Source organism: Arsenophonus endosymbiont of Aleurodicus floccissimus, from assembly GCF_900343025.1.
In the GTDB taxonomy this organism is placed as follows: domain Bacteria; phylum Pseudomonadota; class Gammaproteobacteria; order Enterobacterales; family Enterobacteriaceae; genus Arsenophonus.
Window position 1 is genome coordinate 223,998 of record NZ_OUND01000004.1, and the last position, 22,448, is coordinate 246,445.

7 protein-coding genes and 12 pseudogenes are annotated in these 22,448 nt (G+C 37.5%); 7 read left to right on the forward strand and 12 right to left on the reverse strand.

The features are described 5' to 3' along the window. Positions 1 to 620: 620 nt before the first annotated feature. Positions 621 to 1,757: a molecular chaperone DnaJ gene (dnaJ, locus tag ARADI_RS13320; RefSeq protein WP_119712339.1), complete on the reverse strand. Its 1,137-nt coding sequence runs from the start codon at positions 1,755 to 1,757 to the stop codon at positions 621 to 623. Between the two features lie 116 nt (positions 1,758 to 1,873). After that, positions 1,874 to 3,799, reverse strand: a complete 1,926-nt coding sequence (gene dnaK / locus ARADI_RS13325; RefSeq protein ID WP_119712340.1) for a molecular chaperone DnaK — start codon at positions 3,797 to 3,799, stop codon at positions 1,874 to 1,876. Between the two features lie 352 nt (positions 3,800 to 4,151). Between dnaK and satP the strand changes: the two are divergent. Next, positions 4,152 to 4,728: pseudogene (gene satP / locus ARADI_RS13330) on the forward strand (acetate uptake transporter). Positions 4,729 to 4,921: 193 nt separating this feature from the next. Here satP and mog read toward each other — a convergent pair. Further along, a pseudogene (gene mog / locus ARADI_RS13335) lies at positions 4,922 to 5,497 on the reverse strand (molybdopterin adenylyltransferase). A gap of 163 nt (positions 5,498 to 5,660) precedes the next feature. Beyond that, positions 5,661 to 6,614, reverse strand: a complete 954-nt coding sequence (gene tal / locus ARADI_RS13340; RefSeq protein WP_119712341.1) for a transaldolase — start codon at positions 6,612 to 6,614, stop codon at positions 5,661 to 5,663. Positions 6,615 to 6,875: 261 nt separating this feature from the next. On the opposite strand from tal, the pseudogene yaaA reads away from it, so the two are divergent. After that, positions 6,876 to 7,617, forward strand: a pseudogene (yaaA, locus tag ARADI_RS13345) (peroxide stress protein YaaA). A 9-nt stretch (positions 7,618 to 7,626) separates the two neighbouring features. On the opposite strand, the pseudogene thrC reads toward yaaA, so the two are convergent. The 3 pseudogenes from thrC to thrA form a co-directional block, all read right to left on the reverse strand. Continuing rightward, positions 7,627 to 8,932, reverse strand: a pseudogene (gene thrC, locus ARADI_RS13350) (threonine synthase). Between the two features lie 2 nt (positions 8,933 to 8,934). Beyond that, positions 8,935 to 9,864, reverse strand: a pseudogene (gene thrB / locus ARADI_RS13355) (homoserine kinase). A 1-nt stretch (position 9,865) separates the two neighbouring features. Beyond that, positions 9,866 to 12,323: pseudogene (gene thrA / locus ARADI_RS13360) on the reverse strand (bifunctional aspartate kinase/homoserine dehydrogenase I). Between the two features lie 62 nt (positions 12,324 to 12,385). Between thrA and ARADI_RS21845 the strand changes: the two are divergent. Both ARADI_RS21845 and arcA read left to right on the forward strand, forming a co-directional pair. After that, positions 12,386 to 12,514: a hypothetical protein gene (locus ARADI_RS21845; RefSeq protein ID WP_255420719.1), complete on the forward strand. Its 129-nt coding sequence runs from the start codon at positions 12,386 to 12,388 to the stop codon at positions 12,512 to 12,514. A 611-nt stretch (positions 12,515 to 13,125) separates the two neighbouring features. Beyond that, complete coding sequence (arcA, locus tag ARADI_RS13370; protein ID WP_119712342.1) at positions 13,126 to 13,842, forward strand: two-component system response regulator ArcA; 717 nt, start codon at positions 13,126 to 13,128, stop codon at positions 13,840 to 13,842. Positions 13,843 to 13,847: 5 nt separating this feature from the next. Here arcA and ARADI_RS13375 read toward each other — a convergent pair. Further along, positions 13,848 to 14,309 (reverse strand): annotated as a pseudogene (locus ARADI_RS13375) (CreA family protein). A gap of 167 nt (positions 14,310 to 14,476) precedes the next feature. Between ARADI_RS13375 and robA the strand changes: the two are divergent. Next, complete coding sequence (gene robA / locus ARADI_RS13380) at positions 14,477 to 15,382, forward strand: MDR efflux pump AcrAB transcriptional activator RobA (RefSeq protein WP_119712343.1); 906 nt, start codon at positions 14,477 to 14,479, stop codon at positions 15,380 to 15,382. 93 nt (positions 15,383 to 15,475) lie between these two features. Here the strand turns inward: robA and gpmB are convergent. Further along, positions 15,476 to 16,082: pseudogene (gene gpmB / locus ARADI_RS13385) on the reverse strand (2,3-diphosphoglycerate-dependent phosphoglycerate mutase GpmB). A gap of 98 nt (positions 16,083 to 16,180) precedes the next feature. Here gpmB and yjjX point away from each other — a divergent pair. After that, positions 16,181 to 16,724, forward strand: a pseudogene (gene yjjX / locus ARADI_RS13390) (inosine/xanthosine triphosphatase). Between the two features lie 71 nt (positions 16,725 to 16,795). On the opposite strand, the gene trpR reads toward yjjX, so the two are convergent. Beyond that, positions 16,796 to 17,116, reverse strand: coding sequence for a trp operon repressor (gene trpR, locus ARADI_RS13395; RefSeq protein ID WP_439647122.1), 321 nt, complete (start codon positions 17,114 to 17,116; stop codon positions 16,796 to 16,798). Between the two features lie 72 nt (positions 17,117 to 17,188). After that, a pseudogene (sltY, locus tag ARADI_RS21850) lies at positions 17,189 to 19,047 on the reverse strand (murein transglycosylase). Between the two features lie 435 nt (positions 19,048 to 19,482). Here sltY and ettA point away from each other — a divergent pair. Beyond that, positions 19,483 to 21,149: pseudogene (gene ettA, locus ARADI_RS13405) on the forward strand (energy-dependent translational throttle protein EttA). Between the two features lie 43 nt (positions 21,150 to 21,192). Here ettA and nadR read toward each other — a convergent pair. After that, positions 21,193 to 22,441 (reverse strand): annotated as a pseudogene (gene nadR / locus ARADI_RS13410) (multifunctional transcriptional regulator/nicotinamide-nucleotide adenylyltransferase/ribosylnicotinamide kinase NadR). Positions 22,442 to 22,448 lie beyond the last annotated feature (7 nt).

Consider the following 22,448-nt stretch of genomic DNA (forward strand, 5'->3'; position numbering starts at 1 on the left):
AAAAATCAAATTTTTGCAGTTTAGCTTTATTTATTTCCAGTATGTTTACGAGCTAAAAGTATCTCCAATCCTTCAGCAGAAAGAAAACAATACTGTTTAGCTGATAATTCAAATGTCCTGCTAATTTTAATACTTTTTTCACTGTTATTTACTATGTCTTTTAGACAGTCAATTAATTCTTTTTTAAAATTTTGCTGGCAATTGTGTTCAGTTATAAAGGGCTTATTAAAAGAAAATGAATTTTTTACTCTTATTACTAACGATTCTCACATAACTATTTCCAATCCAATAAATTAATTAAAAATAAAACCAAATTGTATAGAAAGTTTTGTTAGGCGCACGTTTAACTTGTTGGAATTAATTTTAATTTATTTTTATATAGAAATTTAAGCAGGAAACTTGCATAAAACAGGCAAAATTAATCTTTAAAATTTTTAAATATAATTTGCATAAATTGAACAAATTAAATAAGTTACATTAATTAAATAACCATAATTAACCCGCGATTTTATAACTATCTCTTCTCTTCCGTAAATCAAATTGAATGTTCTTATTTTTAATCAATAAAAAAAGCACCGATCAGTGACTATCCGATGCTCTATCTATTTAGCTAAATATCGTTACTTGGTCAGATCATCAAAAAACTTTTTCACACTATCTAAAAAACTCTTTGAACGAGGGCTGTTCCTACCATCACTTTCGCCATTCAAAGATTCACCAAATTGCTTCAACAATGCTTTTTGTTTTTCATTTAGTTTAACCGGCGTTTCCACAAGGATACGGCAAATTAAATCTCCCGTCATACCACCACGAACAGGCTTCACACCTTTTCCTTTCATGCGGAAAATTTTTCCTGTTTGTGTTTCAGCTGGAATTTTGAGACTTACCCGACCATCAAGTGTCGGTACATCAATTTCACCACCCAGAGCCGCAATCGCAAAATTAATGGGTACTTCGCAATATAAATTATTGCCATCGCGCTCAAAAATAGCATGTCTTGCGACATTGATCTGAATATATAGATCACCAGCTTGGGCGCCGTTTTCTCCGGCCTCACCTTCACCATTTAAGCGAATACGATCGCCTGTATTAACCCCTGGTGGAATTTTTACTGATAAAGTTTTGTATTTCTCTACTCGACCATGACCATGACATTTAATGCAAGGTTCTTTGATGATTTGACCACGACCATGGCAAGTTGGACAAGTTTGTTGAACTGCAAAAAATCCTTGCCGGATTTGAATCTGACCTGCCCCATGACAAGTTGAGCAAGTTTCTGGTTTAGTGCCTGGTTTAGCGCCTCTGCCGTGACAAACATCACATTTTTCTAAAGTCGGGATACGGATCTCTTTGCTGACTCCGCGAACTAATTCCTCTAAGGTTAAGGTAATTTCGTACTGGAGATCAGCCCCACGAGCCGATCGCTGACGCCTACCACCACCAAAAATATCACCAAATACATCACCAAAAATATCACTAAAATCAGTGCCCGAAGCAAAACCACCGCTAAATCCACCACCCATGCCACCTTGTTCAAAAGCTGCATGTCCATATTGATCATAAGCAGCGCGTTTTTGCACATCAGTTAAAATTTCATAAGCTTCTTTAATTTCTTTAAACTTATTTTCTGCTTCCTTATCACCCTGATTACGATCTGGATGATACTTCATTGCCAGACGTTTATACGCTTTTTTGATCTCTTTTTCGTTAACGGTTTTAGTAACGCCTAAAACTTGATAATAATCTTTTTTTGCCATATTTATTTTGCCCTTAACACACGTAAACGGGCGTAGAGTTCCCCCAACGCCCGTACTCGGTTTTCAGTAACAGAGGAAATTATCCTTAATACCATTACTGTGCCCGCTAAGGGCCACTATTTTTTATCTTTATCCTTGTCGTTGACTTCTTCAAATTCAGCATCAACAACATTATCATCTTGTTTAGGTTGAGCGCCTGCAGCAGCATCAGCGGTGCCTGCTTGAGCCTGCTGTTGAGCTAACTCTAGTAGCTTGACCGAAGCTTGAACTAAAGCTTGAATTTTCTCTTCAATGATGGCTTTATCTTCACTTTTCACCGCAGTTTCCAACTCAGAAATGGCTTTTTCCATGTTAGCTTTATCATCAGTAGGTAACTTATCAGCCGCTTCTTCAATTTGTTTGCGCGTACCATGAATCAATTGATCAGCCTGATTACGTACCTGAACTAATTCTTCAAACTTACGATCTGCTTCCGCATTTGCTTCTGCATCGCTTACCATTCTTTGGATTTCATCTTCCTTCAGACCAGAAGATGCCTTAATGGTAATCTTTTGCTCGCGGCCAGTATTCTTATCTTTAGCTGATACGTGTAAGATACCATCAGCGTCAATATCAAAGGTAACTTCAATTTGTGGCATACCACGCGGTGCCGCTTGAATACCATCCAAATTGAACTGCCCTAATGATTTATTATCACCTGAGCGTTTACGTTCACCTTGCAATACATGAATGGTTACTGCCGACTGATTATCTTCTGCGGTTGAAAACACCTGACTATGTTTAGTCGGAATAGTGGTATTTTTGGCAATTAACGTTGTCATTACACCACCCATGGTTTCAATACCTAAAGATAGTGGAGTTACATCAAGTAACAAGACATCTTTCACATCACCAGCTAATACACCACCTTGCACCGCCGCACCCATAGCAACCGCTTCATCAGGGTTAACGTCTTTACGAGGTTCTTTATCGAAAAAGTCAGCAACCGCTTTTTGCACCATTGGCATACGCGTCTGACCACCAACCAGAATGACGTCGTTTATGTCATTAACATTTAAGCCGGCATCTTGCAGTGCAACTTTCAACGGCTCCATTGAGCGCTTAACCAAATCTTCAAGCAGTGATTCAAGTTTTGCTCGAGTCACCTTAATATTCATATGCTTAGGACCACTTGCATCTGCGGTAATGTAAGGCAGATTGACATCGGTCTGCTGAGCAGAAGAGAGCTCAATTTTAGCTTTCTCTGCTGCTTCTTTTAAGCGTTGCATTGCTAGGGGATCATTGCGTAGATCAAAACCTTGTTCTTTCTTAAATTCATCGACTAAATAGTTGATCAGACGATTATCAAAGTCTTCACCACCTAAGTGAGTATCACCATTAGTGGCCAGCACTTCATAGGTTTTTTCACCATCAACTTCATCAATTTCAATAATTGAAATATCAAAAGTACCACCACCTAAATCATATACCGCAATGGTACGGTTACCTACTTCACGATCTAAACCATAAGCAAGCGCCGCTGCCGTTGGTTCATTAATAATACGTTTTACATCTAAACCAGCAATGCGACCTGCATCTTTAGTTGCTTGACGCTGAGCATCATTAAAATAAGCCGGTACAGTAATAACAGCTTCAATAACGGGTTCACACAGATAATCTTCTGCTGTTTTTTTCATTTTTTTCAACACCTCAGCGGAAACCTGAGGAGGAGCCATTTTTTGCCCCTTAACATCCAACCAAGCATCACCATTATCTGTGGCAATGATTTTATAAGGCATAATAGAAATGTCACGTTGAACTTCTTCATCTTCAAAGCGACGTCCAATCAGACGCTTGATGGCAAAAAATGTATTTTGTGGATTTGTCACGGCCTGACGTTTTGCCGGTTGCCCCACAAGAATTTCACCATCTTGAGTATATGCAACAATAGAAGGTGTGGTACGATCACCCTCACTGTTTTCCAATACCCGTGCATTTGTGCCATCCATAATAGCTACACAAGAGTTAGTTGTACCCAGGTCAATCCCAATAATTTTACCCATCTAAACAGCCTCCAAAGGGAATTCTTAACCAATCTAGTTACCAACCTATATGAGGCTCAATGAATTTTTTTCAAGGGATTTTTTCCCTGACCTCAAAAAAAAATCTACCTAACGAGACATCTTGTGAGAGGTTGATAGATTGACCATTGGTAACTATTCTATTCATTAAAGTGGGGACATAAAAATATTCATCAAGGGGAAAGTAAAAAAATATTTTTTAAATGAAAAGTCATTTTAATCTTTGTTTTGAACCAAACACTACCTATTATACTTGCTTTATGTAAGCCATAATAGTATATAAAAATTTATATCCTATTGAATATTATATATTTAATGACATTTATAGGAATGCATGAGTTCAAATAATATTACCAATCCAGGCCCATTAGGTTTGATGGGTTTTGGTATGACAACAATTTTATTAAATATTCACAATGCTGGATTTTTTCCATTAACTTCAGTAATACTAAGTATGGATATCTTCTATGGTGGTATTACCCAGATTATTGCCGATATTTTTGAATATAAAAAAGGAAATACCTTTGCCGCAACGGCATCCTCATCTTATGGCTTTTTTTGGCTCAGCTTAATTGGTTTATTAATGCTGCCTGAAATAGCGTCAGTGCAAGTGACATCAGCAGATTTTCTGGCAGTTTACTTGACATTGTGTGGGGTATCTTTACCTTATTTATGTATTTATGTTTGTTGGCACGTTAAAGGCTAATTGCGCACTACAATTCGTTTTTGCTAGTCTGACAGTACTTTTTGCGCTGCTAGCAATCGGTAATATGTATGGAAATCAAACTGTACTTACTATTGCCGGTTACGAAGGTATCATTTGTGGCGCCAGCGATTTTTACCTTGCTATGGCAGAAGTTATTAATGAACAATTTGGCCGTACAATATTACCTATTGGTAATAGATCTTAAACAGCATCCTGCCACATTAATAAAGCAGTATTATACTGCTTTATTAATACCCTATTCTATCCGTCACCATGACGACAATAGAGAAGTTTTGGCTTTAAAATTGACACTAATTGATCGCAGCGCAATTTAACAGCTGCTTTAATCATTACTAAAGTTATTTTCTAATGCCAAAAATAGCCAAGATTGATCCATTTTATCGCATGGCTGATTTAGGTCTAAATGCTTTAATCACGTTGGGATCAGTTTCAACATAGGGACCCTCTAGTAATTAGATACAGTAAAGCACGCTAGCGAAAATTCCGGAAACAATTTCACGTCCCTGTTCATATTTTAAACCGGCTAATGTTTCTGTAATTGATTTTGGTTGTCCAGGTAAATACAAAATCAATGTTTGCTTGCGGATCACGCCAAGTTGGCGTGAGAGGATCGCCGTTGGCACAAAATGCAAACTAGTTTGCCGCATTTGTTCACCAAAACCAGGTATTTGCCGATCAGCAATCGCCAGTGTCGCATCCGGTGTTACGTCACGCAGCGCTGGGCCAGTGCCAACGGTGGTTAAAATTAAATGACAAGCAAATTCATTAACCAGCTCACAGAGAGTAAGTTCAATAATTTTTTGTTCATCAGGGATCAAACGTGGCTCAACCGTAAAAAGGGTTTTTAGTGCCGTTGAAAGCCAGTTTTTAAGTGCAGGGATCCCCTGATCTTGATAAATTCCATTGGCTGCCCGATCTGAAACAGAAACCAAACCTATCGGAAACTTATCCATGAGGTCATCAAATTCGATATTGAAAACAAGATGTTTAATACTAAATTTATTCAACTTATGCTGTAACGATACAAAGGTAAATAATATTGTTTATTGACCTTGGGCACAATCAGCCCAGTAAGATAATCCACTAGGCTTTCAAGTTATAACAGAGAAATATTAATTACAGCTGCTGCGCAACCATTTTTTCCAATTTTTCCTGATCAATAGCAAATTTACGAATACCATCAGCCAGTTTGTCCGTCGCCATGGCATCTGCATAATGTTGCCAATAGAATTCTGCTTCTGTCATCGGCTTTAGCGGTGACTGAATTTGACCATTAAATGCCAATTTGCGGGGCACTTCGCCTTGGGCTTCAGAAAGTTTTTTAAGTAATGTCGGAGAAATTGTTAAACGATCACAGCCTGCCAGTTGTAAAATTTCGCCGCTATTGCGGAAACTTGCCGCCATGACAACCGTTTTATAGTCATGCTGCTTATAATAATTGTAAATTTGTGTAACAGAAATAACACCAGGATCTTCTTGTGGCGCATACTCTTTTGTATCGGTATTCGCTTTATACCAATCAAGAATACGACCGACAAAAGGTGAAATCAAATAAACGCCAGCTTCAGCACAAGCTCGTGCCTGAGTAAAAGAGAATAATAGCGTTAGATTACAGTTAATACCCTCTTTTTCCAACTGCTCTGCCGCGCGGATCCCTTGCCAGGTTGAAGCTAACTTAATCAAAATACGCTCATTTTTAATGCCGGCACGATTATAAAGTTCAGTAATATGCCGCGCTTTGTTAATACAGGCTTCGGTATCATAGGAAAGACGCGCATCGACTTCCGTTGAAATTCTTCCCGGAATTAATTGCAGGATTTCTAACCCAATATTAACAGCCAATTTATCACACGCATCAATGATTTGTTGCTCACGTGATTGACTTTGTTGCCGTGCCCATGAGATCGCTTCATCAGTGAGTGGCTGATATTCTGGGATTTGAGCCGCATTAAGGATCAAAGAAGGGTTAGTTGTTGCATCTTCAGGTTTATAAAGCTTTATTGCGCTTATATCACCTGTATCTGCTACAACCGTCGTTATTTTTCGTAAAAAGGTTAATTTATCGGTCATTTTTTAATCCCGTTGTTATTGAGATGAAGCCGAGACTCAAAATCCTATCTTGCTGTGATAATATCATTCATTGATATTACAACAAATAAATTCCCCGCCATTGTTTTATTGTCGATAACAAATTTTGTTAGCTTATTTTCACACCCTACTATCGTTTAAATAGCAATAATTAACGTTAAATGATACAAATAAGCCCAATGATAGCCATTCACTATATTTTGATTAAAGTTGTTTATTTATGAATTTTACTAGGTATTAATTATGCTTATCACGATTTCATCTGCCAAAACACTTGATTATGAAAGTCCGCTTGCCACCACAGAATATAGTCAACCAACCCTGTTATAACAGGCAGAGCAATTGATTTAGATATGTCGTAAACTGACACCGGCAGAAATTCCCGTCTAATACATATTAGCGATAAATTAGCCGGTTTAAAAGCAGCGTGTTAATTTTACCCCAGAAAATGCCCGGCCTGCAAGCGGAAAATTTTACGCCAAAAGATTTCACCCATGCCCAAAAACATGTTCGTATTCTATCAGGCTTATATGGTGTATTACGGCTATTGTGTAGTGTATTACGGCCACTTGATCTAATGCAGCCTTACCGATTGGAAATGGGAACTAAACTCAATAATAAACAAGAAAAAGATCTTTATGCCTTTTGGCGGAATATCATTACTGAAAATCTTAATCAGGCGCTAAGCAACCAAGGTGATAATATTATGATTAACTTAGCATCAGATAAATATTTTAATGCCGTTAATAGTAAAAAACTAGATGCTTATATTGTGAAACCTATTTTTCTAGATGAAAAACAGGGGAAATATAAAGTCATCAGTTTCTATGCGAAAAAAGCGCGCGGATTAATGAGTCGCTTTATTATTCAAAATCAACTAAAAAATATTGAACAACTGACTGAATTTAACTTAGCTGGTTATCAATTTGATAACGCTGCTTCCAAAGATAATCAGCTAGTGTTTAAACGATCCCAACAAGGTTAACAATGGAAGCTAACGCTTCCATTTCAGATCATTGTTATTAAATCGCATGCATAATAAAAATTTACGCAACAAAGCAAAATCAGCGGGTAATTGATTGGAAAATATCGGTAAATTAGCTCGTTTTGCTAAAGCAGCTGGTAATGGTAATGTTTTAGCAAGAATACGATCGACACTTTGTTTAAATTTTGCTGGATGTGCGGTACTTAAGAAACAGCCCATATTCATCATCTTGCAACTGATCACGTAAAATACGACAAGCAACTGCACTATGTGGCTAAGATATATAGCCTTCACTAGCCAGTTGTTGAACGGTTTTTGCGGTCATTCTATCATCAACAACACCATAACTAAGCTCATCAAGTCCCCATTTTTGGCTCTGGAAAAGTGTCTCTATCCGTGGCTAATTATTGGGTTGGCTGACATCGATTGCATTTTGACAGAGTCGCTATCGTCTGATTAGGCAACCATTTGCCATCAGACAGATAGCGTGGAACAGTATCATTAATATTAGTAGCAGCTATAAAACGCTTCACCGTTAGCCCCATTGCTTTAGCAAATAAGCCGGCGGTTAAATTACCACTGGGTACGGAAATAACTAACTGTTGACGGTTTTCAACCGCTAACTATGCAACAGCCTCAAAATAATAACAAATTTGCGCCAATAACCGGCTAATATTAATAGAATTCGCGGAGGTTAAGCATAATAACCGTTTTAATTCTTCATCATCAAAAGCCTGTTTTACCAGCCTTTGACAATCATCAAAGTCACCCTTGATTGTGATAGTGTGGATATTTTCCCCTAGTGTACAGAATAATTTCTCGTAAATACGTGATCTTATTTTCCGGATAGAGAATAATGACTTGAACATTTTTAAGACGATAAAAAGCATGGGCTACAGCGACGCCAGTATCACCTGAAGTAGCGTTAAAATAGTAATGGGTTGGTTACTGGCAATTTGTGCCAATATTTGTGCCATAAATCGGCCACCAAAATCTTTAAATGCTAAGGTTGGACCATGATACAACTCCAGGCTGTCAATATTTTCTTCTATTGGTCTAACAACTAACGGAAAATTAAAGGCCTGTTTAACACACTCTGTCACTTGTTCTAACGGCATTTCATCGCCAATATAGGCTGATAAGATATAACTCTACGGGTGATAAAATCGCACTGTAACCATTTAGCTAGCTGTTCATCATTCAGTTTTGGTACATTAAGCGGGAAAAAAAAGCCCTGCTGCTGACCAAGCGCTTGTTTAACTGCCTGCACAAAACTGACCTGCTCACTTTGATTTTTTAAACTATATAGTTTCATTTTTAGCCTATCACTCTTGCACCAACTTGATCTAAACGACATATGTGCCCAAAACCTATTCCATTTTGTAGGTAATATTGTGTCAGCCATTACATTACTTTTTCTGCTGTCTTTCATAGCAAATTGCAAATAATGTCGGCCCAGAGTAGTCAAAGATACCACAAGCGACTGCGCCGATATTTTTTACTTTTGCGCGGGCTGCTATTAAACCGTGCAATATTTGAGCACGATAAGGCTCAGCGATCACATCCTGTAACATATCGATCGCTAAATCATTTTGCTGGGTATGGCAGGCATGAATAAAACCGGCTAATAATCGACCATGATTAATCGTATCCTGCCGTTGATAATGGCTAGACAGAATTACCCTCGCTTCTGCTGTGGCAACCTTATATTTCTGGGTAAGCCATCACCCAAATCCAATCCGCAAAAATAGGGATTGATTGACTCAGCACATTATTTTGTTCGACTATTAGTTGTATACCGCCCAAATAACAAGGCGCAACGTTATCATAATGAATACTACCAGCAACACGCCCTTCCAATCGTCCCATCATTAATAACAAGCTGTTTTTATCAAAAGGACGACCGCTATATTCATTTAATGCCATCAGCGCTGCTACCACTGAGCAGGCGCTAGAGCCTAATCCTGAACCAATTGGCATATTCTTTTCTAATGTCATTTCAACATTGAGAGATTCGCTCAATTCTTGACAAAACAGTTGCCAGGCCTGATAGACGATATTTTGCTGCGGCAGCTGGGGCAATTTACCAACAAAATATCCGCTATTTTTCAAATTAAACTTATCTGCTTTCACGACCGAGACACAATCATCTAATTGCCTATTATCTACCGGAGAGATAGCCGCACCTAATACATCAAACCCAACACTGACATTACCTATCAATGCGGGTGCATAAACCTTAACCATTTTATGCTCCTATTTTCCTTGTTAACGTCCGCAATATATCGACAAATACCCCTGCGGCAGTAACATCATTACCCGCACCGTAACCTCTTAATACTAATGGAATGGGATGATAATAGCGGGTATAAAATGCTAAAGCATTTTCACCATTTTTAACTTTAGTAAAGAGGATTGTGTTCATCGACTGCTACCATTTTTACCTGACAACAACCGTCTTTAATTAACCCGATATAACGAAGAACCTTTCCCTGTGCCGTTGCTTGGCTAACCTTTATTTTAAAATCTTAATCTAATTGTGTTAATCGTTGAAGAAAATGGTTAACGTTACCACTAACATCAAAAAAGGCGGGCAATATAGGTTCAATTTCAATATCATTAAGTTCAAGACAATAACCGGCTTCACGAGCTAGGATCAACAACTTACGAGAAACATCGATACCAGAAAGATCATCTTGAGGATCTAGTTCAGTAAAACCTTTTTCTTTTGCTAACAGCGTCGCCTGCGATAAAGACACCCCTTCATCGAGTAAACCAAAAATATAGGAAAGTGAACCAAAAAGAATTCCGCTAAACTCTAGCAATTCATCACCGGCATTGAGTAAATTCTGCAAATTTTCAATAACCAGTAAACCAGCAACAACATTCGTTTCATACAGAAATTTACGTTTTGATTGCTCAACAACCAATCGGAGCTGGTGATAATAATCCATACTATCTGTATTGGCTTTTTTATTTGGCGTAACAATATTAAACCCCACATTAAGCAAAAAAGCATAGTGCTTCGCTACTTGCTGATCAGCGGTACAATCAACGATGACTGGATTGGGGAAACAGTGTTTATCCTGTAATTGGCACAGATCACTTAAACTAAAAGCTTGTTTAGATTGTGATAATATTATTTGCCAATTATCCAGCGTTAAGCCTTTAATATCAGTTAACATCACCCGCGAATTAGCAATTACACAAACTCGCAGATCAATGTGTTTCTTTTTTACCCAATTTTGTTGCCGATAAATTTGTTTAAGTAAAGCATTGCCAACACCAACAACAAAAACATTGATAATTTAAGCGGTATCAAACAACATTTAGTGACATAACTGCACAGCGATTGTAGTCATATTATTATCAATCACAGCAGAAATTGAACGCTCAGAAGAGGCTTGTGCAATAGCGACAATATTAATATTACCAAGCGTCAAGGCAGAAAAAAAATAGGCTGATATTCCCTTGAAAGTTCGCATTCCATCACCAACAACTGAGATAATAGCGAGCTGCTCAATGATATCCAATGAGCTAAGAAAACCTTCCTTTAATTCCAAATAAAACTCTTCAGTCAATGCTTTATATGCCTCTGCTAATTGATCCTGATGCAGACAAAAACTAATACTATATTCAGAAGAAGATTGCGTGATTAATACAATTGAAATTCCCTTATATGACATTGTGGAAAAGACGCGAGCAGCCATACCTACCATGCCCTTCATACCAGGCACAGAGACATTAATCATCGCCATATTATTTAGGCTGGTGATCCCTTTAATTGGCATACACTCACGGTTTTCAGCATTGCCAATCAAAGTGCCATTGCCATTAGGCACTGAGGCATTTTTAATTAAACAAGGGATCTGAAATTGGGCAATCGGAGCAATTGTTCTTGGATGGAGGACTTTAGCGCCAAAATAGGAGAGCTCCATGGCTTCTTGATAGGATATTTCTGTTAGCAAACGAGCCTCTGGTACAATACGGGGATCACAAGTATAAACACCATCAACATCGGTCCAAATTTCACAATAATCTGCCTGTAAGCAAGCAGCAAGAACAGCGGCTGAGTAATCTGAGCCATTACGCCCTAATATTACCGGTTCATTTTGCAAATTACCGGCAGTAAAACCCGCTAACAAAATAAGATGATCTTTAGGTATATTCAATGCGCTAATGCGCTGGCTCGATTCATGGATATCCACTGTCGCGCTAAGATAGTGCCCTTCAGCGAATAAATTTTCTACTGGATCAATAATCGTTATTATGTAGCCACGGGCACGGAGTATAGATGCCATAATAGCAATCAAAATTTTTTCGCCGCGACATATTAATCCGGAATGAATACTTTCTGGGCATTATCCCAATCCTAATAGCGAAATGCTATGTAAGATTTGCTCAATTTGAATAAACTCATTTTCAATCATTTGCCTGACTTTTTCATATTCAAAATCAGATTGCTTTTTCTTCAAACCGAACAGCAACGCAGAAAAAATGTCCTTCGCCGCTTTGATATGCACAGTAATATTAGCGCCAGCCGTCGCCGCATCGATCATAGCAACAAGATAATCCGTGATCCTCGCTGGTGCCGACAAAACTAAAGCCACCGGCCCTTGTGTAAATTTATCCGCGACAATATTAGCAACTTTAAGCATCTTATTATCATTAGCAACCGACGTTCCACCAAATTTGAGCACACGCACTGGTTTTTTCCTCCTGAAATTGCGTTAAAAAAAACCGCATCATTTGCTTGGATGCGGGCTTTATGTTCGATTTTGATTTTAGTTATGCGTCAGCCCGCCCCATAACCAATGGTTACAGTAGTGGTAATAATGGTGGTATTGAAGCTGGTCTTACGCATCACTGTCCTAAGTTTCTATTAAAAAATATTTAGCTATATACTGGTAAAACAATTTTAATGCAAAGTCAAATAATTTATTCTTTAATTACTAAAACTAATTAAACATATTCATTTCTTTGTTAAGTAACTATTACCGATAGATTACATTTCACTTTAAGCAGATAAAAAAACAAACATAACCGAATAAATAAGAATTTTTATCTATTTACAATCAGCAACGCTTGTGTATTAACAGATAAATAATAATATGAAGCTTAGCGTTTATATTTTTCATATAAATTACATCAGTGCCTATTTTAATTTAAATACAATATTTTATGACACAAAAAATCATATAATTTAAGTAATAATCTTTATAATAACTTTATTTCGATTTTGACGTGTATCAACAAAAGTCATTTTTTAGGTGGTAAATAGCCTTTTAGCTGTTATATTGCTGTTAACATAAAATGAGAAAAGAATTATTTAGTAAATTTCTTTTAGGTTCGGCATAATTGTTTTTTTGTTACAAAAAAATTATATGAACTTTAATGATATTCACTAAGCTTTCATTAATATTATAAAACGAAATTAGAGAAAGCATGCTCTTGAAACATTAGTGTGTAAATCTGGTAATTTATATTATAGAGAGTTAGGTAGCACATATGCAAACCCTACATATTTTGATTGTTGAAGACGAGATTGTCACACGCAATACCTTAAAAAGCATTTTCGAAGCAGAAGGCTATATTGTACATGAAGCTACTGATGGAGCCAAAATGCACAATATTTTATCTGATAATGATATTAACCTGGTCATTATGGATATTAATTTGCCAGGTAAAAATGGTCTGCTACTTGCGCGCGAATTACGTGAGCAAGCTCATGTTGCGCTGATGTTTCTTACCGGGCGTGATAATGAAGTTGATAAGATATTAGGATTAGAAATTGGGGCTGATGATTATATAACTAAGCCTTTCAACCCTCGCGAATTAACAATTCGTGCCCGAAATTTGCTTTCGCGCACAATGAATCTTTGCCAAATCAGCGGTGAACGTCGCCAGGTAGAAAGTTATAAATTTAATGGCTGGGAACTGGATATTAACAGTCGCTCTTTAATCAGCCCGATTGGTGATCAATATAAATTACCACGTAGTGAATTCAGAGCTATGTTACATTTTTGTGAAAATCCAGGTAAAATTCAGACACGTGCAGAACTATTGAAAAAAATGACCGGACGTGAATTAAAGCCCCACGATAGAACTGTTGATGTGACTATCCGCCGTATTCGTAAACACTTTGAATCGATAGTTGATACACCAGAAATTATTGCCACCATCCATGGCGAAGGTTATCGCTTCTGTGGTGATATTGAAGAATAAATATATTAATGCCATGGCATAATTGGCACAGCACTAATGGCATTTTTAGGCGATCCATCAATTATTTTGTCTGAATAAAGTGCATTCCGTTGTTTATCGTAGAAACGTACTACGTGTAGTTTTTTGAAAATCAATGAAGTACGTTTTTGAACAACAACTTACCCCTTTTTATTATTTAATTTAATTTTGTCATCTATAATTATTGGCCCAACCTGTTGACAAGAGATTGCCCAATCAGCAGTATCTTCTGCCAGGCCGAAACCTAATTTAATACCGCCTTTTTTTGCTCGACTCAGATAACAAGTTATATTATTAATATCTAGATCGTCAAATGCTTCAATAACAATTTTATTATCAGGACCAAAAAGTTTAAATAACGTATCAACAGAACCGATTTCTTCTGCCAATATTGAGTTTGGTAGAAAAAATATTATTAAAATAGATAGTAATTTTGATAAATTTCGCATGAAATCAATTTTCCTTACTAACATTCATTAATGTAATAAAATTATTTTTACATTATTAATATCCATAAAATAATAAAATAACTATATAAAACAATTTAGTATTAAATAGATGTTTATTATAAAGTCTTTATACTATTTATAGGTGATTATTTAAACCAGGTACTTCTATGGATAAAAGCAATATTATCAGCGATTTACTGTATTGGATAGACACACATCTAGATCAACCGCTATTTCTTGATAACGTCGCAGCTAAAGCTGGTTATTCAAAATGGCATTTACAGCGGATGTTTAAAAACATTACTCAGCAAGCTATTGGCTCTTATATCCGTGCTCGCCGGCTTTCCCGTGCGGCTGTTGCTCTTAGGCTGACTAGTCGGCCAATTCTTGATATTGCACTGCAATACCGTTTTGATTCACAGCAAACCTTTACTCGTGCGTTTAAAAAACAATTTGGCATTACACCAGCTCTCTATCGTCGCAGTGAAGAGTGGTGTGCTACGGGTATGCGACCACCAATTACTTTAGAAGAACAAAAATTACCTAATGTATCCTTTGTCACACTAGCACCAAAACATTTAATGGGAATAGAACAAACTTGCTCATATATATTAGAAAAATGGTCTACTGCCTGTGCTGAAATGCGCCAACATTTCTGGCAACATTATCAATATAAAACAAAAATTATACCTAATGAAGTTTATGGATTATATCGTGTCGTGCATAGCTCAGAAAAGGATGATGAACAAACGGTTTCATATATCACTGCAGTCGAACCACAATATGCTGATAATGAAAATAATTTATACCATTCAATTATCATCGAAGGCGGTGATTATGCCCGCTTTACTTTTGACGGAAAACCAACAAAAAATGATCTACAACAGTTTTTATATATGATTTATGGTGTTTATATGCCTAATCTCAATCTAACCCGTCGAGCGGGACACGATATAGAACATTATAAGCTGAAAGATCCTAATAATCCTGAATGTAACTACAATAATCCAGAAAACCATATAGTCTCATTTGATTATTTTGTGCCGATTAAAAGAACGCCTTCCTCCAGCTAAAACGAATTGATTATAATAGTTGCTACCTAATCAAATCCAAGAGAATGTTTCCCTTGGCAAAATTATTCTTACATTATTTAATTATTGGCAGAGTTAAATTTGCTGTTCATCTAATGGTAGCTCAACTAAATGAGAGATATCCCCTGTGGTTTCTACTACCCAGCCATTAGCCAACCAAGGCGAAGGCGTCTCCTGAAAATCTACCTTTGAAATAGAGCAGTTACGTAAACGTAAGCGCCTTTCAGCGTAAGTCGGCACACCCAGTATACGATTAAGCAGTGCTCCTAACCCTTATCCCATGACTAACCAATAAAGGTATACTCCCTGCTGGTAAAGAACGATATTTCTCTAGCGTAGTAAACATGCGTTCTGTTATCTCTCCCATAGATTTACTATCGGGAATACGTGCTCCAGGAGAGCCATTAACTAAATTTCGACGCCAACGCTCTTCTTCGTCACTCAACGAACTAATTGCCCGCCCTTCAAGGATCCCCATGTTCAATTCGCTTAACCGTGGCTCAAGAATAATGTTACAATGGCAAGCTTGCGCGATAATTTCTGCCGTTTTCTGCGTGCGCCAGTCGCTGGATATAATGTGAGTGATGCCAATTGATTTCACTCTTTCAGCAACCAATTTGGCTTGCCTAATGCCAATTTCAGTGAGTAGGCTATCAGATTGTCCCTGAATACAGTGAGCCACGTTCCATTCAGTTTCTCCGTGGCGAACAAGATAGACCTATAACATAATAATTTTCCGTTATACTTCACAAAATAATATTTTAAAGGAGATACTAATTAATGTATAAAGTAATCGCAGCAACCGCAAATAATCGGGCCAAAATAAACGCTATTCTCATTTAGCATTTGAAGCTGTTTTTGGTGCAGGCAATTATCAAATAGAAAGTATCAATGTTAGTAGTAATGTAGCCCAACAACCAATTGATAATACGGAAACCCGCACAGGTGCACGCCTGCGTGTTATGGCTTCACGTCAAGTTAGGCCTGAAGCCGATTTTGGGTAGGTATTGAAGCTGTGGTTGAAGATGAAATGACTTTTGCCTGGATAACCATTGAGCATAAATAAATTCGCGGCGAATCGCATTCTGCCAGTATTATGTTACCGGCGCAAATTTTGTTTAGTATTCAACAAGGCCGCGAGTTAGGCGATGTGATGGCGAATATCACTGGTATGGGTAATATTAAACACAACGAAGGGGCAATTGGTTTTTTTACCAATGGTTTACTCAGCCGTACCAGTGTCTACCAGCAAGCGCTTATTTTAGCATTAGCGCCTATCCAACATGAAATTTATAAAGAACTTAATGTGCTACATGACGGCTAACTCATTTCAGTTTAACCAAATCGTATAAAGAATGGCTAAAGGTGTAAATTTTACAATTTAATAAAAGATGTTTATGGCTTAAGTAACTGCTGTTCCAACCAAACTTTCACCTCTTTAGTCGCACTCTTCAGACTATTAGAACCTCGCGTGATAGTTGCAATTCCGACACCTAACTCACTTTTAAGCTCCCGCTGACTCATTTCACCTTCCATTAATGCCTGAATAATCCGAACTCTAGTTCCCAATGCCACACGTTCATCTGGGGTTAAAAATAATTGCAAAATGGGTTGCTGTAACTCTTGTTGGAAAGCACTGCTCAATAATTCGACAAAGCGGTGCCAATCACTATTTTCTTCAGGTTGAAGGACTGGATCAATAAGATAGTTTTCCATAATATATACCACCATACTATTTAACTAGTACAGTAGCATAACATAAACAGCTCGTGATGGACATAAAGAGCACTAGTAGTTCATCAACCATTCGCTTTTTGTTAATATTTTAACTGATTTACCAAGAAAATATTGATAAAAAAGATTGTAGACAAGTACATTTTTAACATAACGTCACATTTCAGAAAATGGGATACTGTCAATAAAAGATATAACATCTAATTTTCCATTACTGATTGCTAACCAATATGCTACTCTGGCAGGTCCAGCATTATAAGCAGCACAAGCTAATACACGATTAAATCCAAATTGCTGAAAAACTGTCTCTAAATATGCGGTACCAAGCTCAATATTTTTTTCTGGAGCAATCAACTTACTACTACCGGTATAATCTGTAATGCCATTCGATTTTGCCACTTGTTGTGCTGTCTGTAGCATTAATTGCATCAAACCAATCGCACCCGCAGCAGAACGCGCCTGTGGATTCCAACCGCTTTCTTGCCTGGCAATCGCCATAGCAAAACTTTTATTAATTTTTTTATATTTTGTTTGCCGTTCAAATTCACATGCCCAGGCAATAGGAAAACGCTCTGTTAAATGATCCCATAGTTTGGCAATAATTGTCGCCTGTACACTCAAATCAGCCCACCGATGTTCAAACGCATAGCGTGCTAGTTGCTGTTGGCGGATTTTTTTCTGTCTGATAAGCAGATTAATCCATTCAGTTCGGGCTAAATTTTCCTTTTTCCAAAACAACAATTCACCAATTCGCTGTACTTCAGGCAATAAATCGATATTATTTTCAGGTTTAGCGGCAACCGCAATATTAATAGGATACGGAATATTCAATTTTTGTGCCGCAACCATAGGATAAAATCCACGTCGCTTCACCAAGTTAATAATATCTTTTTACCTTGTTTAGGCTTACCTTGAGCGATTAAGGTAATAGCCTGCCAATATTGCCGCTCTTCCCTATTTCGGCTTTCTTTATGTAACCACTTTAACCATTGTGTAAGCGAAACCATATCAATTACTTACCAGCGCTAAACGCACCCTTCGTTCACGTAAAGAAATTGAAGATGAGTGTTGAATAACAGTATCACGCCACTTAGCTTGTTGTAGCGTCATCTCACCGAATAATTGCCAGGCGATATCATTCTTCAATTGCTGCTGTTGTAAATGGCTCGTTTTTTGTGCTTGGATAATAATCAGTATCGCAGCCTTGGCGTTCTCTACCGACTGGCCGGCAAATTTCACCACTAAAGAGGGATCTTGCTGTAATTTGGCCAAGCGCTGACCGATAATTTGAGTTTTAGCTGGTAAACGATTGACTAAGTTGGTAACCAGAGCAGCATCATTGCTTTTGATAGCTAAAAAATACGTTGCAAAATCAATTCAGTCGTTAATTGTCCTGCTTGTTGCTAAAAGGTCAAAAGTTGATCACACGCTTTGTGTAGTGAATAGCCGTGTAACTAAATCTGTTTTGCTCCCTGCCACACCGCTTGCTTACTACCTGTTTGCCATTTAGCATAGTAATAATTACAACGAGCAATAATCGGCGTCGGCGGTGAAGGGTTAAAAGCTAGCAGGCTATGCCATTCTTTACGCTGGGCAAGCTGATTGACAAAAAGGGTAGATAACTTTTGATTGAGGTGAAAATAAGAATATTGTTTGATAAAAGCCTTAACTTGCGCCACAGAAATAGTATTAAGATCCTGCGTCAATCACCGGTATGCCAGATAAGGATAAAGCGGATATTCGGTTAATGTTGGCATCAAACTTGCGACTCGATGGTTATCGTTAGCATCCCAGGCTTACTTAATTGCCTGATAACGCTCACGTTCAGCGGTTAATGAATCACCCAGAGCATGGAAAGGTAACCAGAGTATTATCAGCAATATTATCTCTGGCCACCATTTTCTCGACGCCATTATTTACTCCTGTTTAAAGTAACTATATCTATATAAAATATTATTATCTAAAACAAATATAATTACTGAACTAATTTAAGAAAATAGATCATAAAAATATAATTCCACAGGATTGCAAAATGATTGTTAGTACGCTTGACGAACAATATCCTACATAAAAATTAAACTATTAATATTAGTAAATAGGATCGTGTATAATATCCACTCAGCAACCTACCCGCTTAATTACATGGCTCAATACAATGTGAATAAGGTAATCATTTATTTTAATAAAATTTTATGCTAAAGATCTGCAATAAATTTTGATTAGATCTTATTAATATTATTAATCACAATTTAGGTAGAGTTTAATCAAGTGCCTAAATATTTTCTTCAAATGAGATAAGCAACACGTTGATATCTAAAATTATTCAATTAACTAAAAGGTAGAATAAATTGGCACAGTTCGTCTATTCCATGCATCGAGTGGGAAAAATTGTCCCACCAAAAAGACATATCTTAAAAAATATCTCTCTTAGTTTCTTTCCAGGTGCCAAAATTGGTGTTCTTGGTCTTAATGGAGCGGGTAAATCAACATTACTTCGTATTGTGGCTGGTATCGATACTGAAATTGAAGGTGAGGCACGCCCCAATCCAAGAATCAAAATTGGCTATCTCTCCCAGGAACCAAAACTTAATCCTGATCATACCGTATGTGAAGCAGTTGAAGAAGCAGTTAATGAAATAAAAAATGCCCTTACTCGCCTTGATGAAGTCTATGCTGCCTATGCTGAACCTGATGCTGACTTTGATAAACTGGCAAAAGAACAAGGCCAGCTAGAAGCCATTTTGCAATCACATGACGGACACAATTTGAATAACCAGTTGGAGCGTGCAGCCGATGCATTACGCCTACCAGCCTGGGAGACAAAATAGAACAACTTTCAAGTGGAGAGCGGCGTCGGGTAGCTATTTGTAGTTTACTGCTGGAAAAACCCGATATGCTATTACTTGATGAACCAACTAACCATTTGGATGCAGAGTCCGTTGCCTGGTTAGAACGGTTTTTACATGATTACGAAGGCACTGTTGTTGCTATCACTCACGATCGCTACTTCTTAGATAACGTGGCAGGTTGGATCCTGGAACTTGATCGCGGAGAGGGTATTACATGGGAAGGTAATTATTCCTCTTGGTTAGAACAAAAAGAGACTCGCTTAGCACGAGAGGCTTCCAGCGAAGCGGCTCGCCGCAAATCGATCGAAAAAGAACTTGAGTGGATCCGACAAAACCCTAAAAGCCGGCAAGCAAAAGGAAAAGCCCGTTTAGCCCGTTTTGAAGAGTTAAACAGTGTTGACTATCAAAAACATAATGAAACCAGTGAGCTCTTCATTCCGCCAGGACCACGTCTAGGAGACAAAGTTTTAACGGTTGAAAATCTCAGTAAATCCTATGGTGATCGGCTTCTAATTGATAACCTTAGTTTCTCGATCCTTAAAGGGGCTATCGTGGGTATTATCGGCCCAAATGGCGCGGGAAAATCAACCCTTTTTCGCATGATTTCAGGTCAAGAACAGCCTGACTCTGGCACAATAACCTTAGCTGAAACCGTCAAAGTTGCTTCAGTTGAACAATTTCGTGACACCATGGACAACAATAAAACCGTGTGGGAAGAGGTTTCCGGCGGACAAGATATTATGCGTATCGGTAATTTCGAAATTCCAAGTAGAGCTTATGTTGGACGTTTTAATTTCAAAGGGGTTGATCAGGGTAAGCGAGTTGGAGAACTTTCTGGTGGTGAACGTGGCCGTTTACACTTAGCAAAACTACTCTAGGTTGGTGGTAATATGCTACTACTGGATGAGCCAACTAACGATTTGGATGTCGAAACATTACGCACGTTAGAGAACGCATTACTGGAATTTCTTGGCAGTACATTAGTTATTTCCCACGATCGCTGGTTTCTTGACCGTATTGCCACTCATATTATTGATTATCAGGATGAAGGAAAAGTCACTTTCTTTGAAGGTAATTTTAGTGAATATGAAGATTATAAAAAATGGACATTGGGCGCTGATGCGCTAGAACCTCATCGCATCAAATATAAAAAGATGAGCAAATAAATAAGCCAAATAAAACAAGGCTTGCTAAAGCAAGCCTTATCATTTAAAAACTCGGAGATTTTTCATCCATCATAAGTAGTTGCTGAACCAACTCAATACAGTGTAAAAAACGCTCATCATAATTAGGCAAATCAACCAGCACAAATTCCACTTGATTTTCAATCAGTAGTTCAATCAATAAATTTTGAAATGTTATACGTTCCTCATCACTACCCAAACTGCGTAATCCATCAGCGACCCATGGGGTATTATTTTCTAATAAAATAACCAGATCAAAACGATATTCATCAATTAATGCTTGCACAAAAGGATGTGTTTTCCCCTCATATCGTTTACAAAAAGCTTGGGTGGTAATGAAATCAGTATCGATAAAGGCAACTTTATTGGCATATTTAACGGCAAAATCAATATATTTTGCATGACCCAATGCTATCTTGTCATAGTCAGAATATTGTAACGCCATCTCATCACTACCTAAATAAGAGAAAACATAATCACGACCATATTCCCATGCACTGGTGGTGTTAAAAATATTTGCAAGCTTATTAACTAAAGTCGATTTACCACTTGATTCTCCACCTAATATGGCTACTTTACGCACAAAAAATGGTTTTACTTCCGTTGGAATATATTCTCAATACCGAAATGGCGCTTGCCTAATTTGATTGCTACTAATATTCATAAATGTGCGCTCAGGATCAATAAGCATCACTTCTGCACCAAGATATTTTTTATAATGCGCGATATCATCCACTTTGCCAGAATAAATAAATTGTGGTTGAATATTTTTTGCCATTAAAAATTTTTCCATTCCTTCACTCCATACATTGCCAGCAATGTGGTATGGTTCTATGCCTTTCTAATCAAAGGAATAAATATAAATATTTTTTTGATATTTGAAAGTTTGTAATAAGCAACGTAGCCGATCGTTTACTGTCGGTTGCTGTGACATGGAACTGTCAATAAACAGCGCTCGATCACGAGGTTTATCATGACAAAGAATAAAATATAATTCATCAACTTGGCTACACGCACGCTGTATCAGATAAATATGTCCTGTATGCAATGGATAAAACTTACCAAATACTACACCAATACGGTTTAGGCTTGAATGGATATTCAATATTTAAAAAACGATGCAATGCAACAATTTTTCGCACGCTAAGATTATTAATTTTTTCATTAATTAATTAGCTTAAATAACCTTTTATCATGCCGCAAGCAGTCGCAATCTGTTGTAAAGTACAACCTGTTTGCTTAATAGCCTGTTTCAAATAATCAAACTGTTTCATCGCTTCT

What these genes read in the sequence shown, in the direction of transcription:
- robA (WP_119712343.1), top strand. Translation starts at nt 14,477, where the DNA reads ATGGATAAAAGCAATATTATCAGCGATTTACTGTATTGGATAGACACA.
- trpR (WP_439647122.1), bottom strand. Translation starts at nt 17,116, where the DNA reads ATGGAAAACTATCTTATTGATCCAGTCCTTCAACCTGAAGAAAATAGT.
- tal (WP_119712341.1), bottom strand. Translation starts at nt 6,614, where the DNA reads ATGACCGATAAATTAACCTTTTTACGAAAAATAACGACGGTTGTAGCA.
- dnaJ (WP_119712339.1), bottom strand. Translation starts at nt 1,757, where the DNA reads ATGGCAAAAAAAGATTATTATCAAGTTTTAGGCGTTACTAAAACCGTT.
- dnaK (WP_119712340.1), bottom strand. Translation starts at nt 3,799, where the DNA reads ATGGGTAAAATTATTGGGATTGACCTGGGTACAACTAACTCTTGTGTA.
- ARADI_RS21845 (WP_255420719.1), top strand. Translation starts at nt 12,386, where the DNA reads ATGTTCGATTTTGATTTTAGTTATGCGTCAGCCCGCCCCATAACCAAT.
- arcA (WP_119712342.1), top strand. Translation starts at nt 13,126, where the DNA reads ATGCAAACCCTACATATTTTGATTGTTGAAGACGAGATTGTCACACGC.